15 protein-coding genes are annotated in these 17,583 nt (G+C 39.8%); 4 read left to right on the forward strand and 11 right to left on the reverse strand.

Features of this window, described 5'->3' with window-relative positions; genetic code table 11:
* Positions 1-182: 182 nt before the first annotated feature.
* Positions 183-2,999 carry an excinuclease ABC subunit UvrA gene (uvrA, locus tag QJ048_RS00500; protein WP_282332346.1) on the reverse strand — a complete coding sequence of 939 codons (2,817 nt, stop codon included), beginning with the start codon at positions 2,997-2,999 and terminating at the stop codon, positions 183-185.
* 304 nt (positions 3,000-3,303) lie between these two features.
* Here uvrA and QJ048_RS00505 point away from each other — a divergent pair, with 304 nt between their 5' ends.
* On the forward strand, positions 3,304-3,888 hold the full coding sequence (locus QJ048_RS00505) for an RNA polymerase sigma factor (RefSeq protein WP_282332347.1): 585 nt from the start codon (positions 3,304-3,306) through the stop codon (positions 3,886-3,888).
* Between the two features lie 360 nt (positions 3,889-4,248).
* Here QJ048_RS00505 and QJ048_RS00510 read toward each other — a convergent pair whose 3' ends face one another.
* From QJ048_RS00510 to QJ048_RS00540, 7 genes are all read right to left on the reverse strand, one after another.
* Positions 4,249-6,213, reverse strand: coding sequence for a protein-disulfide reductase DsbD family protein (locus QJ048_RS00510; protein WP_282332348.1), 1,965 nt, complete (start codon positions 6,211-6,213; stop codon positions 4,249-4,251).
* Between the two features lie 105 nt (positions 6,214-6,318).
* On the reverse strand, positions 6,319-6,774 hold the full coding sequence (locus tag QJ048_RS00515; RefSeq protein WP_282332350.1) for a protein-disulfide reductase DsbD domain-containing protein: 456 nt from the start codon (positions 6,772-6,774) through the stop codon (positions 6,319-6,321).
* Between the two features lie 218 nt (positions 6,775-6,992).
* Positions 6,993-7,658 carry a phosphoribosylformylglycinamidine synthase subunit PurQ gene (purQ, locus tag QJ048_RS00520; protein WP_282332352.1) on the reverse strand — a complete coding sequence of 222 codons (666 nt, stop codon included), beginning with the start codon at positions 7,656-7,658 and terminating at the stop codon, positions 6,993-6,995.
* A 146-nt stretch (positions 7,659-7,804) separates the two neighbouring features.
* Positions 7,805-8,791, reverse strand: coding sequence for a hypothetical protein (locus QJ048_RS00525; RefSeq protein WP_282332353.1), 987 nt, complete (start codon positions 8,789-8,791; stop codon positions 7,805-7,807).
* Between the two features lie 43 nt (positions 8,792-8,834).
* Positions 8,835-10,379: a hypothetical protein gene (locus QJ048_RS00530; protein WP_282332354.1), complete on the reverse strand. Its 1,545-nt coding sequence runs from the start codon at positions 10,377-10,379 to the stop codon at positions 8,835-8,837.
* 238 nt (positions 10,380-10,617) lie between these two features.
* On the reverse strand, positions 10,618-11,754 hold the full coding sequence (gene darB / locus QJ048_RS00535) for a dialkylresorcinol biosynthesis protein DarB (protein ID WP_282332355.1): 1,137 nt from the start codon (positions 11,752-11,754) through the stop codon (positions 10,618-10,620).
* Positions 11,755-11,888: 134 nt separating this feature from the next.
* Positions 11,889-12,809 carry a hypothetical protein gene (locus QJ048_RS00540; RefSeq protein ID WP_282332356.1) on the reverse strand — a complete coding sequence of 307 codons (921 nt, stop codon included), beginning with the start codon at positions 12,807-12,809 and terminating at the stop codon, positions 11,889-11,891.
* 213 nt (positions 12,810-13,022) lie between these two features.
* Here QJ048_RS00540 and QJ048_RS00545 point away from each other — a divergent pair, with 213 nt between their 5' ends.
* Genes QJ048_RS00545 through QJ048_RS00555 form a run of 3 tightly spaced genes read left to right on the forward strand, consistent with a single transcriptional unit; the run spans position 13,023 to position 15,554 of the window.
* On the forward strand, positions 13,023-13,280 hold the full coding sequence (locus tag QJ048_RS00545; protein WP_282332357.1) for a phosphopantetheine-binding protein: 258 nt from the start codon (positions 13,023-13,025) through the stop codon (positions 13,278-13,280).
* Between the two features lie 5 nt (positions 13,281-13,285).
* Entirely contained in the window at positions 13,286-14,497 is a 1,212-nt protein-coding gene (locus QJ048_RS00550) for a beta-ketoacyl-[acyl-carrier-protein] synthase family protein (protein WP_282332358.1), read from the forward strand.
* Positions 14,490-15,554, forward strand: a complete 1,065-nt coding sequence (locus QJ048_RS00555) for a beta-ketoacyl synthase chain length factor (protein ID WP_282332359.1) — start codon at positions 14,490-14,492, stop codon at positions 15,552-15,554. The genes QJ048_RS00550 and QJ048_RS00555 overlap by 8 nt, the downstream gene beginning before the upstream one ends.
* Before the next feature lie 254 nt (positions 15,555-15,808).
* Here QJ048_RS00555 and rplL read toward each other — a convergent pair whose 3' ends face one another.
* The 3 genes from rplL to rplA all read right to left on the reverse strand — a co-directional run bounded on the left by rplL (position 15,809) and on the right by rplA (position 17,581).
* Positions 15,809-16,177 carry a 50S ribosomal protein L7/L12 gene (gene rplL, locus QJ048_RS00560; protein ID WP_282332360.1) on the reverse strand — a complete coding sequence of 123 codons (369 nt, stop codon included), beginning with the start codon at positions 16,175-16,177 and terminating at the stop codon, positions 15,809-15,811.
* A gap of 139 nt (positions 16,178-16,316) precedes the next feature.
* The gene (gene rplJ, locus QJ048_RS00565; RefSeq protein ID WP_282332361.1) at positions 16,317-16,841 is read right to left on the reverse strand and encodes a 50S ribosomal protein L10; all 525 of its coding nucleotides are present in this window, start codon (positions 16,839-16,841) and stop codon (positions 16,317-16,319) included.
* A gap of 47 nt (positions 16,842-16,888) precedes the next feature.
* The gene (rplA, locus tag QJ048_RS00570; protein ID WP_282332362.1) at positions 16,889-17,581 is read right to left on the reverse strand and encodes a 50S ribosomal protein L1; all 693 of its coding nucleotides are present in this window, start codon (positions 17,579-17,581) and stop codon (positions 16,889-16,891) included.
* Positions 17,582-17,583: the final 2 nt, after the last annotated feature.

Consider the following 17,583-nt stretch of genomic DNA (forward strand, 5'->3'; position numbering starts at 1 on the left):
TGAAAGTTGAAAATTGAAAATGACGAGTGCTATTACTCTGTTTTTTTGATTGATACTTAGTAGAAATAAAGAAGAAGGGCTTCGACAAATTGTCGAAGCCCTTCTTCTTTATTTACAGAAAGTTGCGAAACCAAGGCTTGTCAAACTCAACCCATTTTCAACTTTCAACTTTCAATTTTCAATTACATAAACTTTGCCGTATAGCTCTCTTTGCTCTTCTTCAAATCTGCCGGTCTTCCTGCAAATACAAGCGTACCGCCACCGTCGCCAGCTTCAGGCCCCAAGTCGAGTACCCAATCCGCGCTTTTTATAACGTCTGTGTTATGCTCAATTACAAGAATGGAATGCCCTTGTTCAATCAATGCATTGAATGATGCCAACAGCTTTTTAATATCGTGAAAATGCAAACCTGTTGTCGGTTCATCGAAGATGAAAAGTATATGACCCTGAGCCTTTTCTTTTCCTAAGAATGAAGCCAGCTTTACACGTTGTGCCTCACCCCCGGAGAGCGTATCAGATGATTGGCCCAGCTTTACATAACCAAGGCCAACATCGCTCAGAGGTTTTATTTTTTTAGAAACATCTTTCACATCTGCGAAAAATTCGATTGCCTCATCAACACTCATTTCCAAAACGTCGTACACACTCTTGCCTTTGTAGGTTACTTCCAGCACTTCTTCTTTAAACCTTTTACCACCACATACTTCGCAGGTCAAATGCACGTCAGCAAGGAATTGCATTTCCACAATTTGTTCGCCCTCACCTTTACAAGCATCACATCTTCCTCCATCTACGTTGAAAGAAAAATGCTTTGGCTGAAAGCCTCTTATTTTGCTTAAAGGTTGTTTCGCAAACAGGTCCCTTATTTCATCATAAGCTTTGATGTATGTAACAGGATTGCTTCGTGAAGATTTGCCAATCGGATTCTGATCTACCATTTCAATTTGCGAAATGTAATCAATGTCGCCGGTGACGCCTTTGTGTAAACCAACTTTATCCGCAAACTCTCCTTTTATTTTTTGCAATGCAGGATACAAAATTTGTTTTACCAAGGTTGTTTTTCCGCTACCGCTCACGCCGCTAACCACGCACATTACATTCAACGGGAAGGTCACATCAATATTCTGCAGATTGTTTTGTCTTGCACCTTGAACAGTTACAGATCTTGTCCATTTACGTGCATTTTTCGGCGCATCAATGGTCAGTTCCCCGCTAAGGTATTTACCGGTAAGGCTTTTCTTGTTGGCAACAATTTGATCATAGTTGCCGGTCGCAATTACTTCACCACCTAAATGTGAGGCCAGCGGCCCCATGTCAATGATATAGTCCGCTTCACGCATCATCATTTCATCGTGTTCAACAACTACGACAGTATTGCCAAGATTGCGCAACTCTTTCAACACCTCGATAAGCCTTGCCGTATCTCTTGAATGCAGGCCGATAGAAGGTTCGTCAAGAATGTATAGCGAGTTTGTAAGATTACTTCCCAAACTTCTCGTTAGTTGAATACGCTGGCTTTCACCACCGCTCAATGAATTGGCGAGGCGGCTTAGTGTAAGATAACCGAGTCCAACATCAAGTAACGTCTTTAATCTCGTATTGATTTCGATCAAAATTCTTTTCGCCAATTGCCTGTCATGCTCACTTAACTTAAGGTCAGCAAACCATTGGTTGAGATCTTTTACCGGCATATCACACAATTCGCCAATATTCTTCCCTCCTATTTTTACATACAATGCTTCTTTGCGCAGGCGATATCCGTTACAATCGGGGCATTGCGTGCGGCCACGGTAACGGCTCAGTAACACGCGATATTGCACTTTATACAGGTTCTGTTCTACCTCTTTAAAAAAATCATCAATTCCCTGTGCATGTGCATTTCCTTTCCACAACGTATTATATTGTTCTTTTGTAAGATCAATTATTGGGCTGTGGATGGGAAAATCGAAGCGTTTGGCACCTTTGATAAATTGTTCTTTCCACCATCCCAATTTTTCACCTTTCCACGGGGCCACGCCACCTTCGTATACACTTAAGCGTTTGTCGGGAATTACAAGATCGGCGTCTATCCCCAAAACCTGTGAAAATCCTTCGCAGGTAGGGCATGCGCCAAAAGGGTTATTGAATGAAAAAAGATTCGGTACGGGTTCTTCGAACGTCAAACCGTCAAGCTCGAACTTATTCGAAAAATGACGAGGTTTGTCACTATTTACCTGGATGTACATTTCGCCTTCCCCCTCAAAAAATGCAGTATTCACAGAATCTGCCATGCGGTGAAGATCATCTTCCTCAAAATCCTTTGCAACAAGACGATCGACCAGTACATATACCGGAGCTGCTTTTTTAGATTTTGGAGTCAATACGGAAACGTCTTCCAGTGTATCTTCTATGTGTAATGTTTCGCCACTTGCATACAGCCTGGAGAAACCCTTTTGTATTAAAATATTGAGTTCTTCTTTAACGTCCCTGTTTTTATGCTGACGAAACTCCACCATTATCAGCACTTTGTCTCCATGAGGAAGCGATTTAATGGCATTCACCACATCGGTAACGTCGTCTTTTTTAACTTCATTTCCGCTTACGGGAGAAATCGTTTTGCCGGCACGGGCAAATAAAAGTCTCAAATAATCATAAATCTCTGTCATAGTGCCCACGGTTGACCTGGGCGTGCGGGAAATCACCTTCTGCTCTATGGCAATGGCCGGGCATAAGCCTTTGATAAAATCAACGTCTGGTTTATCCATACGCATAAGAAACTGTCTCGCATAAGCGCTAAGGCTTTCCGCGTAGCGTCGCTGTCCTTCAGCATATAATGTATCTATTGTAAGAGATGATTTTCCTGAGCCGGAAACGCCGGTCACCACTACCAGCTTGCTGCGAGGTATTTCAACATCCACATTTTTAAGATTGTGAACCCTCGCGCCTTTTATCAAAATTGAATTGTCTGAATTGGTAACACCTGCCTCTGCTATTTTCTTTTTCTTTGTACTCGTATTCATTTATATATGTGTGTAGCTATAAAGAAGCTATAGACAAATTTATTGCAAATATGACCAATAACATGCCGTAAAATGAACGTTGGGTTACGGGATTGTAATTTTATTGTGCAGCTCAAATAAAAATTTCGCAAAAATTTGCTTCTTAAAAAAATAACAGTATTTTTAATTATCATTTGTTATTTACATGAAAAACCTAAAACTTGCGCCTATCGCTTAAAATACTACTAAATTTCGTCTAAATCACCCTAGACATTGAAGACTGTAACCAATATCCAATAATAACAAAACTCCAGTAGTTAAGTTTATGAAATCACATTTGCAAAAAACTGATCATGAGCTGATCCATCTGTTTATGGACGGCGAAATGGATGCCCTTGAATGCCTTGTAGTAAGACACAAGGATAAACTGTACACATCCATACTCTTTCTTGTAAAAGATAAATATCTCGCAGAAGATATTTTCCAGGATGTTCTCATAAAAATTATCGACACCATTCGCAGCGGCCGCTACACAGAAGAAGGTAAATTCCTTCCATGGGCTATGCGCATCGCTCACAACCTTTGCGTGGATCATTTCAGAAAGGTTAAACGCACTCCTTCTATCAAAACAGGTACTGACCAGCAAGACATTTTTGACGTTCTCAACTTTACAGAAGAAAGCGCAGACGTAAAAATTATGAAACGTCAAAGCCACGATCGCGTTCGCAGATTACTTGACCTTCTTCCCGAAGATCAAAAAGAAGTAATCATTCTTCGTCACTATGCAGAATTAAGCTTTAAAGAAATCGCATCTTTAACAAATTGTAGCATCAACACTGCTTTGGGTAGAATGCGCTATGGCTTGATCAACCTGAGAAAAATGATGATTGAAAAAAGTATCGCTCTATAATTTGAAATTTTATTAACATATTAAATGCGGGGCAATTAAGAAATAACTTATTTTGCACCCGCATTTATCTTTTTAGAGAAACAACCAAACATATTGTCATTCCGTTTCTCCATCTAATAAAACATCGAATGCTTCGCCGTTTAGAAGGCTGACCCGGAATGACGCCTAATTGAGTCCCGCAGTAATGCGGGATTTTTGCGTATACGGAAAGTTGTTAGTTGTTGGTTGTTAGCCCTTATTTTCGAATAGTCGTCATTGATGCCTAACAACTATAAACTAACATCTAATAGCAACGTCTTTAAATGAAAAAGGCTTGGGCTATGCACCCAAACCTTTTTCTGCTTTATCTCAGTTTAATTCTTATTTCTTTTTAAAACCCTCTTTTACTTCGTCGAGGATTTTGATAAATCTTGGAATGCCAGGTTCATACCCTCCGGCATTCTTGATTATTTTGCCGTCGAGATCAACGAAAACGTACTGGGGTTGAGATACCGCGCCTGTAAGTGTAGCTTCGAAATCCAGGTTTTTATCGCCCATATTCTTGACCTCTCTGCCGTCACGTTTAGATGTATAACGTTCTTCTTCCGGCAGTTTGAATTTATCGTCCACATAAAGCGACACCACGATAAAATCTTTCTGCAATTTGGAGCTCACATCGGCACTGTTAAGCACCTCTTGCTCCATTTTACGGCAATTTGCACAGCTGTGTCCTGTGAAATCAAGCATAACAGGCTTGTTTGCAGCTTTAGCAGCCTTCATAGCCTCTTCATAATCAAAAAATGCATCTACACCGTGAATTTCAGATTCAAGGAAATCGGTGTATTTAATAGGTTTAATTGCGTTGCTATTTCCTTCAACTGCAACCGCACTTCCTGCAGACACTTTATTCAGGTTGAAATCCTGGGTTTTCATTTCAGGCAACCAAGCGCTGATTCCTTTAAGAGGCGCACCCCAAAGACCAGGAACCATATACGTAGCGAACGTCAATGCACCAATTGCAAAGAACAATCTTGTAACGGTCAAATACGGATGGCCATAATCATTTTTAGGCAACTCGTCGTCGTGATGAAACTTCAACTTACCCAAAAGATATAAACCAAGTAATCCAAATATTACTATCCACAGGCTCAAATAAACTTCTCTGTCAAGCAATCTCCAGTGGTAAGCTAAATCCGCACTTGACAAAAATTTCAACGCAAGCGCCAATTCAATGAATCCAAGCACAACTTTTACTGTATTTAACCATCCTCCGGATTTTCCCATTTTATTTAATAGTGCCGGGAAAAACGCGAACAAAGCAAAAGGTAAAGACAAAGCCATTGAAAATCCAAGGAAACCGATCAACGGAGCCAATTTACCGCCTTGCGCTGTCCAAACGGTTAACAGTCCAATGAATGGAACTGTGCAAGAGAAGGACACGATAACCAACGTCAGTGCCATAAAGAAAATACCTGAATAGCTTGACAAATTGGCTTTTGAATCAACTTTATTACTAAATGCTGATGGCAATGTTATTTCAAAGGCTCCCAGGAACGAAATTCCAAAAACCACGAACATGGCAAATACAAACACATTGAACCACGCACTGCTTGCCATATTGTTCAAGGCAGAAGAGCCAAATATTGTTGTAATCAGGAACCCGATAAGTGTGAACACGAACATAATGGATCCTGAATACACTAGCGCATTTTTAATACCTTGTTGACGTGTAGTACTTCTTTTGGTAAAGAAACTAACTGTCACAGGAACCATCGCATAAATACAAGGCATGATGAACGCTCCCAATCCTGATAAAAACCCTCCCAGGAAAAACGACCATAAAGAGTTATCCTGTGGATTGGAGCCTGGCGCAGCAGAAAGCTCAGCTTTTGTTACAGTCACATCAAAGCTTTCGTCTCCGTTTTTATAATCATCTCCCACTTTTACCATGTAGCTGATCTTTCCTTCAAATTCTTTTTTGTCAGCAGGGGTTTGTACCGTTTGTGACCAAATCACGGAGTCTTTGTAATATTTTACGTCAGCCAGAAGGATAGAATCCTTTTCTGTAATGGCTTTACCGGATTCCTGTATAGGTCCTTTCAATTCTTTTTGTACTGATGAATCGAATAAAACAGAAGAGCTTACTGACTCTTCAGATTTTTTGTCGATCGAATAAATTTTATTTCCCGGAGCAGTCGTTACTTTCAGGCGAATAACACTTTCCTTGTCATTCAGCCGTTCCTGAGTGGCAGTTACTTTGATTACCGAATCTTTTTGGGCAAAAAGATTGCACCCTACCAGCAGTAAGAAAGCAGTTAGTATTGTATGTGTATATTTTGAAAACATAGATGTTACAAAAATTAGGGCAGTTAAAAAGAAACGAGTTCCTTTTGCAAGAACTCGTTTTCACTATTTTATTGAGAGATGCATTGTGGGCAGTGTGGAAGTCGATTAACCGCCGATTGCCACTTTGAAATCAACATCAGCTGGTGGTAAGCATTCTTTATCGTTACAAACCATAAATTCTACTTTACCTGCAACATTTGTTTTTGCTTTCCCTTTTACTTTTACAGTCTGAACAAAGTCTACGCTTTTCTCGTAGTAACGTACTTCAGAGCTAAAAGACTCTTCGTACACTTTTTTCATTTTACCCACTTCTTTCACTTTACCATCCATTGTCAACAAAGGATTTTTTGTGAATGTGAAGCTTGTTGATACGGGGCCGTCGCCGCCGTCCTGTGCATACATGTGCCAATTACCGTTGATGGTTGCAGTCATATGTATTTCGTAGGTATTATCGGCTACTTTTTTGCTGGAAAAGTTCCACTTTACCTGAGTTGTACTCTGTGCACTCAGACTAAGGGTGGTAACCAGGGCCGCTACTAAAAAAAGCGCTATTTTTTTCATCAGTTTAATTTTAATTTCTTAACCAAAAATCGACGATTGATTGCTAATAAAAATCTAAAATTGTACAAACCCGTTCTTATTCTTTACAAACTCCGATTTCCACGTTTTCAAGCCCATTTTAGTTATGGGTTTTAAGTAATAAGTTGCAGGTATTGTACTAAAAAACAAAGCATTTCCCGTCTTTAACTCTTAAAACTTCTAACTCATAACTTACCACTCTACTTGTTCATCAACAGCGTCTTCAATATAATTTGTCCGTCAATATTGCCCAAAGCATTAGAACTTGCTCTTTCAGGGTGCGGCATCATACCAAATACGTTGCCGGCAGCGTTTCGGATTCCGGCGATATTGTTAGTAGTTCCGTTTGGATTTGCTTCGGCAGTTATATTGCCATTTTCATCGCAATAGTGATATATAACCTGGTTGTTTTTTTCCAGTTCTTCCAAAGTTTTCTGATCGGCAAAATAGCGGCCTTCCCCATGCGCAATTGGGATTTTCAGCGCTTTATCGCTTCCAACACCTTTCAGGTAAACATTTTTACAGATAAACTGCTGATTCGCATTGCGTAAAAGCACGCCAGGCAACAGCTGCGCCTCGCACAAAACCTGGAAACCGTTACAAACACCCAGTACTTTTCCGCCTTTATTTGCAAACTCAATTACGCTTTGCATCATTGGGCTGAAACGTGCGATGGCACCGCAACGCATGTAATCACCATAAGAAAATCCGCCGGGGAGAACAATACAGTCATTTGTTGTAAAACTGCTAATGTCTTTATCCTTGTGCCAAAGCATTACAACTTCCTGATTTAGATCATTTTGCAGCGCTTCCTGCATATCTCGGTCACAGTTAGAACCTGGGAATACAACCACTCCAAACTTCATATTATAAGAGGGATTAAATTTTGAAAGGGCAAAGTTAGGAATTGAAAATGGAAAATTGAAGGTTGAAAGTGAATTGATAAGCAATACCCGCTAATTTTTAACGGAATTGGCAGAAGCATTTTCAACTTTCAGCTTTTAATTTTCCATTAAAAAAGGCCCGTGTACTGCAATAAAATCACAAATGCGAAAATGAACCAGTGAAGGATTAAAGCGAAAAATTTTGAATTGGCAAAATAATACACTGCCGCATGGAAAGCTGCTAGCGGAATCGTGATCATCAGCCAATGCTGATATCCTGTTCCGGGATTGATCAGAATGATAAGTAAAGAAACAACCAGCAACACCAGCAACAAGCTCCACGTTTTACGAACCTGTATGAGCATTTTATTGAGATTGTTTTGCACGTAAAATGCGCCGACAAGGAACGGCAACACCAACAAAACAATCCCCCCCGTTATCCACAATGACGTGGTAAGTTTTGGCAAATAAAAATGTATCGGCGATATCAGTTTTTGCCATTGCCATTTATTAACCAGATATAGTATTACAAACAGAAAATAATAAGGTGTAATCAATCCTAATATTGAAATGAACCACTCTGTAACCCTGAAAGGTCGCGTAATAAGCAAAGCCAATACGAGCACAAGAATGAAAGCAATGGACGGACTATAAATAAGCGGCAAAATGCCCACCAATATACTTGTATTGAAAATGTTGGTTTTGGGCTGATTGCTATTGTACCATCTGTTCGTTAAATACCATATCCAGATTAGCAGAAAATTAATGAGCAAAGGTGCTGAAAAATAACTCCACTCTTTTACCAGCGATGTTATTAAAAGATAGGACATTCCGACCAGGTAGCTTGGCTTGGGGAATAACTTAAGAGTATTGCACAATCGGTTGATCAGTGTGCTTTGTGCAAACAGCAGGATGAATGCAATTATAGGAAACAACACCGGCGCTGACGATGTAAGAGGATTCAAAAATTTAATCACCAGATGGTAAATGTAGTTATCGCCCTCTAGCTGCACAGCATACTGGCCGTGAATGAACATTGGAAACTTTATTACCAATGCATACAGCAAAAGGAAAAAGGCATTACCAAGGTTATTTTGTTTAAAAACTCCTACCACTGTTGTTAGTTTTTAGGGTTGGGTTGTTTGAATAATGGATTACTTAAAAATCAATTTTTGCGAAGCACAAATAATTCTTATACCAGCACGGAATTATTATTTGCTTACTGCTTACCTGTTTCGCAAAGCGCGGCATGAACTCATAGCCTCTGTCAAGGTTTTTGATTGTCGGATGACGCGAAATTTTTCCATCAGGTGCTATGCTTTGATCTGTTAATATTTGTACTTTCTTGTCCATCTGATTGAACAGAAAATGAAGCTCTCCGCCAGTATTAATAAGACCATAAGAAATCGAATTATCCGATTGATCATCGAACTGCTCCTTTGGTATTATATTGCTCCACTCCATCTCTCCCTCATTTGTAAATGAAAGTACCATTATATTATCGGCAAAGAAACGTGTGTTTGAATAATCCGGATATCCGAAGCGGTTCCAGGGCATGTATCCCGAGCCATAATACGGATAACTGTAGTAATCCATTGGCGATGACCATGGATTCATATAGGGATTATTCCATCTGTTATAGTTGTTTCCACTACTGGATGAATACAGTGACTCGGCCAGAAGCAGGTAGCCTCCGTCTTTCCTGACAATTATACTTTTTATATAGAAATCATCAAAGGCTGTTTTTTTGTTTCCGCTTTCGCCTTTGGCAGCCGTTCGCAGATCATCGTTAAAGAAATAAGTAATATCCCTTATTTTCTCTCCTTTTGCCATATCCCATGTAAGCGCATACAATCCTTCTACGCTACCCCTTTTTTGTTTGTAGTAAAAAGAGGTTAGCGCCGCCCGGCGTTTGGAGTTATCGATTTTGAGTCTTAACTCATCTAATATTTTTGTTCCTATATCCACAGGTCGCACGGAAAAGTCAAGAGAATCCGGATATTTGGTTACCAAATTTACATTGGTTACGGCCTCTGTATTGTTTCCGTTTTTAATGAATTTTGCGAATATCAGTTCGCTTTTATTGCTTAAGTAGAAGTCGGTAAAATTATTGTTGCGCTCTTCCATTGCGAGATCAGCTCTGCTCTTATCTATCAATTGCATGTTGTTGTCGAAAAGAAGCATAGTAAATACATAACTCTTTGGATTTTGGCTGTTAATTTTCAACAACATTATACGCTGTTTGTCGTCGCTGTAAATAACGGTATATACTTTATCTGCAGAAGTATTGAGGCCACTAAGGTGTGTGCTGTCTAGCTCTACGGGCTTGCCGATAACTTTTCCCATTCCGTCGAGCTTTGCCACATTGCAGTAAACAACGTTTTTGCGTTGATATTGGTAGATAGCATAGAAGTAATCCGGATAAGCAATGAAATCAACATTCATGAAACGGTTCTCGTCAATGAATTCCATTTGGGAACGAGTAACCAGTTTCATTTCATTATCGTAAACGCATATGGAGTGGACGGTACGGTTATTTTTATAGGTAACGAAATTGGGGCCCATTTTTCCGATCACCTCAAAATTCGTTCTCTTCGAATCATCCCTTTCAGGCTCTGAATAATAGACCCTAAAATTATCTTGGGCAATCGTCGAAATAGTCAAAAGCAAACAACCTACTAAATATAAAAGCCTGTTTTTCATACTTATCCAATTTCTTGTCAACTAAATATACAGGATCAACGGCAAAGGGAAAAGTAAATTTGATAAAAGTGCCAGTTACGGGTTGATAGTTGTTAGTTATTAGTTATCAGGCTTCGAGGTCTTACAAACCCTCTAACTACAAACAACTTAAACAAACAAGCCGTGAAGATCCTTTCAACTGAATCAATCTCCACGGCTTGCACTTTCTTTTATGCAAACGAAAAAATATCCCTGAATATTATACCACGGTCAAATGCACATAAACATAAGTGAACCGTGCACTTTCCGGAATCATCAGCATAAGTGTATCCCCTTTTTTTAATTTTTCGCTATTGAATAATTCTTCCAGCATTACATAAGGAGCTGCACTGCCTATGTTTCCAACGCGAACAAGGTTCGTATACCATTTTTCAGCCGCCACAGGAATGCCTGTTTTCACCATTTCCTCAGCAATTTTATCCCTGAAATATTCTGAAGAAATATGCGGAAGGAACCAGGTAAGCTTATCCAGATCTACATTGTGTTTTTCTACTACTTCTTTCATGAAAACGCCACCCATCGGCACAATTTTCACGCCCAGTAAACGGGTATCTTGTTTGAAAGAAAATATACTTTGATTGCCCCACTCTTCCGGTTCGAAATCGGGGAAACCCGTCATCGTGCCGTTAGGTTGTTTTACCGCGCCGGAATACATGCAGGTTGGCAATTCGTTGGCATAAGATTTTATTTCTACCCAATCCACTTTCAGGGAAATACCTTTTTCGTTTGGTTTATCCTGTAGCAGGGCAGCACCGGCACCGTCGCTCAACATCCAGCGCATGAAATCTTTTTCAAACGCAATGATCGGATTGGTTTCGATCTCCTTCAATTTTTCAGCTTCCTGGTTAAATTTCTCGCCGCGTAACCAGGTTGACACTTTTTCGGAACTGCAGGTTGCCGCTATTTTCTTATCTCCACTTTTGATCGCCATGTAAGCATACTTGAAGGCTTGAAAACCTGCTGCACAGGAACTGCTTATTGAAGCAATTTCTATAGGTTTACAAGCAAGCTCACCGTGCACCATTGCTGTGTGGCTCGGCAATAATTGATCTGGTGACATAGTACCGCAAACAAGCAGTTCTATATCATCTTTAGTGATCTTATCATCAAACAATCCCCGGATAGCCGTTGCAGCAAGCTGAGCATTGGAGTGTGTACTTTTTCCACTTTTGTCCATTGCATAATAGCGGGAAGTAATTTTGTTATTGCTCAAAATCTTTGTTCGCGCCCTCGAAGGTTTGTTATCCACCATTCCCAACACCTCTTCTATCTCATCATTGCTCACTGGCTCATTGGGTAGGAACTTCGCCATCCTTGTAATAAACACTTCTCCCATAGTAATATATAATAGTTATGTTTTACACTTTTAAGTTGTTACTTGTTGGTTATTAGTTGTTAGCTAGAGTACCTCAAATATGGGCAGCAAAAAAAATAAAGCCTAACAACCAACAACTATAAACCAACAACTCACTAAATAACTCCCTGTTTATATTCAATGCCTTTAAAATAACTCAACAGACTTTTAAAGGATCTTCTTTTAAAAATACTCTGCAATTTAGCTGTTGCGCCTGAAATGGGAGACAATACAAAAATACCCGTTAATAAAAGGCGTTTGAAAAGCATAACACGCGATTTTCTTTCAGGATTTCCTCTATCTCCTTTTTCTCTTATGTACTTCGCGAATTTCCTAAAATTAGTAATGCCACGTCGCTCCAATACAATAAGAGTCGGTTTTAATTCTACAGCTTTTTGGGCAAGCAATGCAGGCTGTAATTCATCCAATTTTTGGGATTGCAAACTATTTAAAATAGTTGAACCAAAACGCGTTGCTGCATTAATATCTGCTGTTTGCACCCCTGCCTCAGGCAACATTCCCGACGCTTCTTTTTTACCCGTAAACATCCAGCGGATGATGGTAAACAAAGCCACCAGGTTATGATTGGTATCTGCAAACACTATATTACCTACTATTCTCGCGCCAACATTTTGCAAACTTGCTTTGATTCTCTCCTGTGCATTCAACCACATGTTCCGGCAGCCAACTACCGTAAGCACCGGTTTTCCTTTTAATACTTTTGCGTAATCGCTCTTCAAGAAACTTGTTGTAGGTACTGACGGAGAAAGGAACCAGGGCTGATAGCCAAGTATTACAAGATCATAATTTTTGTCAGGAATTGACATTGGTTTAATGGCTGCAGGGATTTCTTCAACACATTCCGGCATGGCATCAAAGAATGAATCTGATGACCATGGAAACGGAAATGGATGTTCAAGCTCAATTTCTGAGTAAGTAATATCGAGCTGATCCTTAACCGGAGCCAACATGTTATCAATAATGGTACGTAATTGGCCTGACTGCGAAAAATAAACTACTAATACGCTTGGCTTCATAAGTTGGTGTTAATATAAGCCGCCTAAATTAAGACAATAGCGGAAATGCAAAAAATACTAAATCAATGCCACGCAAAATTTCTGCTTTAAATACCTATCTAAACTCGAAACGATACGGCAAAACATTTCCATGGCATATAATTAGCAACAAATAAAATCAACTTTGGGAAATATGCCTATTTTTGTTTGCTTTGTTAAAATACTCAATCACACATGGACGACTTCAAAAAAGACCTGAAACTGCAGATCATAGAGGCGCTGAACTTACAAGGAATGAACCCTGATGATATTGACAATACCGCACCTCTTTTTGGAGAAGGTTTGGGACTGGATAGCATAGATTCTCTCGAACTAATGGTTTTGCTGGAAAGAAACTACGGCATTAAAATTGAAGATGCTCGTGAAGGAAGAAAAGTGCTTGAGTCAATAGATGCAATGGCAGCGTACATCGAGGCCAATAGAAAAAAATAGTCGTCATGCCAGGAAAGCGTGTGTTTATCACCGGTATGGGAATCATTTCTGCGATAGGAACCGGTGTTGAGGAAACATTGGTGTCCCTGCGAAATAATGCATCTGGCATAGGTCCTATTGAAATAGTCGATACGCTTCTTAAGAGTAAGCTGATTGCAGGCGAAATAAAAGTGCCGAATGAAAAGCTGGCCGAATTGACCGGCGTAAAAAAAAACGCTTACTATACCCGCACATCTCTTTTAGGAATTGCTGCATTGCAGGAGGCTATGCAGATGAGCAAACTCGATCCATCCCGTCAAAAAACCGGATTCATTAATGCCACTACCGTTGGTGGTATGAGTGACATGGAAAAATATTATTTCGATCTCGTTGATCCCACCACAAAATCAAATGAGAACGGACTCGCAGATTGTCTCGACTGTGCAGACTGCACGGAAAAAATCGCAGATCATTTCAACATAAAAGATTGGATCGCTACGATAAGTACCGCTTGTTCGTCTTCTGCGAACGCCATTTTATACGGCGCAAGACTGATCAAATCCGGCCAATTGGACGTTGCAGTTTGTGGTGGAACAGATGCACTTACCCGTTTTACTTTGAACGGTTTCAACAGTCTTAAAAATATTGATGCTTCGCCTTGTATGCCCTTTGATGAAAACCGAAACGGTTTAAATCTCGGCGAAGCGGCTGCTTATGTAATCATGGAAAGTGAAGAACAGTTGCAACGTTCCGGAAACAAACCTCTTGCAGAATTGAGTGGCTACCAAAACTTCAATGAGGCGTTTCACCCAACAGCTCCATCACCAAATGGAGAAGGTGCTTTAACCGCAATGCAGGAGACAATACAAATGGCAGGCTTGCAACCAGCCGATATCTCGTATATTAATGTTCATGGCACTGCTACACTTAACAATGACCTTTCTGAAGGAATTGCTTTGAAAAGATTGTTCGGAGAAAACGTTCCTTTGTTCAGCTCTACCAAACCCTTTACCGGCCACACACTGGCCGCAGCTGGCGCCGTAGAAACTGTTTTCTCACTACTTAGTCTGCAGGAGCAAATAATTTACGCAAATCTTAATTTCAAATCACCAATGCCAGAACTTGGTTTATATCCTGTTACTTCACTACAAACAGACAAAGCTGTCATGCATGTACTGAGTAACTCTTTTGGATTTGGCGGAAACAACGCCAGCCTTCTATTTAGTAAATATGTTTAATCCGGTTCACATAACATCTGCCCGCGCAACTTGTGCGCAGGATACTTTCAGCAACAATAATTTGCCAGAAAACATAAAGGTTTTTGAGCAAAACATCCTCAATTATCACGAACCGGATTACAGGCAGTATTTTACTATTATGCAGCTGCGCCGGATGACACGTATAATTAAGATTGGTTTGGTTACTGCGATAGAAGCGTTGAAAGATGCAAAACTTGAGCAGCCACAGGCTATCGTTACCGGAACAGCAAAAGGCAGCATGACCGACACTGAAAAATTTCTGCATGACATTGTAGATTTCAATGAAGGCACGCTCAATCCCACAGCATTTATACAATCTACATACAACGCATTGAATGGCTTGATTGCCCTTCATCACGACGCAAATGGTTACAACTCCACTTATGTTCATCGGGGTTTTTCCCTGGAAAATTCTTTGATGGATGCCATTATGCTTTTTGAAGAAAATAGAATTGAGAACGCATTGATCGGATGTTTCGAAGAAATGACGGCCGAACATTATGAGCTTAAGAAAAAGATGGGTTACTGGAAAAACGAGTCCATGAAAAACATCGATTTACTTAACTCGTCAACAGAAGGAACAATTGCAGGAGAAGGAACATTTTTCTTCACCTTAAACAAAGCGCCGGAAAATGCAATCGCGAAACTCAGCGGGCTACGCATGTTGTATAATGCGGATGAAGCGTTAGTAAAAACAACATTCAATAACTTTCTTGCAGAACACAGCCTGGAGCTAAACGAAGTAGATGCCGTGTTTTTAAGTTATAATGGAAATATCCAAACACGCCACTTTGAAGATGCTATTTCAGAACAGCTTTCGTCCAATACAAATCAGTTAGCCTTCAAACATCTTTGCGGTGAATTCGATACCGCTGCAGGTTTTGCGCTATGGGCCGCTACAAAAGCTTTACAACATCAGGTTCTACATCCATCTTTGATTCTTAAAAAAGGCACTTCTTCTAGCCTTAAAAATGTAATTATCTACAATCAATACAACGGAAAGGAACACGCATTTTATTTACTGGAGAGAATCTAGCACACAGATGACACTGATTGGACTGATTTGCACGGATACTCAAGAGTAATAGAATTACCGAATCATCGAATAATTGAGCAATAACTGAGTAAAAAAAGCGATGAAGCTTTTTGAATATGAACCCTCAGTCATTCAATGATTCAGTTATTCAACTCATAATCTGTGTAAATCCGTCTAATCAGTGTCATCTGTGTGCCAACAAATAAAAAACCCTCCGATTTTCGGAGGGTTCTATTATATTGAAATTCTTAGAATTAAGCGATTTCAACATCAGCACCAGCTTCTTTCAATTTAGCTGCGATGTCTTCAGCTTCCGCTTTAGAAACACCTTCTTTTACATTCTTAGGTGCACCGTCAACTAATTCTTTAGCTTCTTTCAATCCCAAACCAGTCAAATCTTTAACGATTTTAACTACGTTCAATTTAGAAGCACCACCGTTTTTCAAAACTACGTTGAAAGCAGTTTTTTCTTCAACAGCAGCAGGACCTGCTTCAGCGCTAACTACAACTGCAGCAGCAGCTGGTTCGATACCGTACTCAGCTTTAAGTACGTCTGCTAATTCTTGAACTTCTTTTACTGTTAAGCCTACTAATTGTTCAGCTAATGCTTTTACGTCTGCCATGATTGTTAAATTTTTTCCGCCTTCATCGATACCTCCGGCGGAGAGTTTAAAAAAATTTGTTTTTGCCTTTATTTAACCATCCGGCCAGGTGTATTATTTAAGATCTGAAATCAATTTCAAATCTATCTCAAATTTCAAATTACTCAGCTGCTGCAGCTTCTGCAGGAGCACCTTCTTTCTCAGCTTTGTTAAGCAATGCAGAAAGTACGCGTTTTGCAGGAGATTGCAACAATCCAATAACGTCGCCGATAAGCTCGTTTTTGGTTTTGATTTGAGTAAGCGCTTTCAATTGGTTGTCACCTACAAACAGGTCACCATTGATGAAAGCAGCTTTCAAAATTGGCCTTTCACCATTTGTTTCTTTACGGAAAGAAGAAATGATTAGAGCTGGTTCTTTAGGGCTTTCGCTGAACAACAATGCAGTTACATTGTGCAGAGATTCGTAAACCCCGCTGTATTTTTCAGCATCGATAGATTCCAATGCTTTTTTAATCAAAGTGTTTTTAGCCACTTTCATTTCCACTTGCTTGTTAAAGCAGTGACGACGCAGTTTGCTAACTTGTTCTACAGTTAAGCTTTCTGTATCGGCGATATAGAAATTATTATATTGAGCGAACTTACCTTTCAGCAGTTCAATCACTTCATTTTTTTGATCTTTATTCATGACGCTTTTTTTATCTGTAACGCTTACGCGGCAACAGTATTAACTAATTAGTGAATAAAAGTTTTGGTGTCTACTGTAATACCAGGGCTCATTGAGCTTGCCATGCTAACACCTTTCAGGTAAGTACCTTTAGCGGTAGCTGGTTTCAATTTGATAAGCGCGTTGATTAATTCCTGGCTGTTTTCTGCGATTTTGTCAGCACCAAAACTTACACGGCCGATAGAAGCGTGTACGATACCCGCTTTATCAACTTTGAAAGCGATTTTACCGCCTTTTACTTCGTTAACTGCAGCAGCTACATCATTTGTAACAGTACCTGTTTTAGGGTTTGGCATCAAGTTACGAGGTCCCAATACTTTACCCAGTTTACCAATTTTAGGCATTACAGATGGAGTAGCGATGATTACATCGATATCAGTCCAACCGCCTTCAATTTTTTGGATAAATTCATCTAAACCTACGAAGTCAGCACCAGCACCTTTTGCATCGTTTTCTTTATCTGGCGTGCAAAGCACAAGTACGCGTTTAGTTTTACCAGTACCGTGTGGCAATGTTACAGTACCACGTACAGCCTGGTCAGCTTTTTTGGGATCAACACCCAAACGGATGTGAACGTCAACAGAAGCATCAAACTTTGTGGTGTTAATTTCTTTCACCAAAGTAGAAGCGTCTTTTAGAGAATATATTTTGTTTTTGTCAACTTTAGTATTTGCTACTTTTCTTTTTTTACTGATAGCCATAG

Source organism: Pinibacter soli, assembly GCF_029961145.1.
In the GTDB taxonomy this organism is placed as follows: Bacteria; Bacteroidota; Bacteroidia; order Chitinophagales; family Chitinophagaceae; genus Pinibacter; species Pinibacter soli.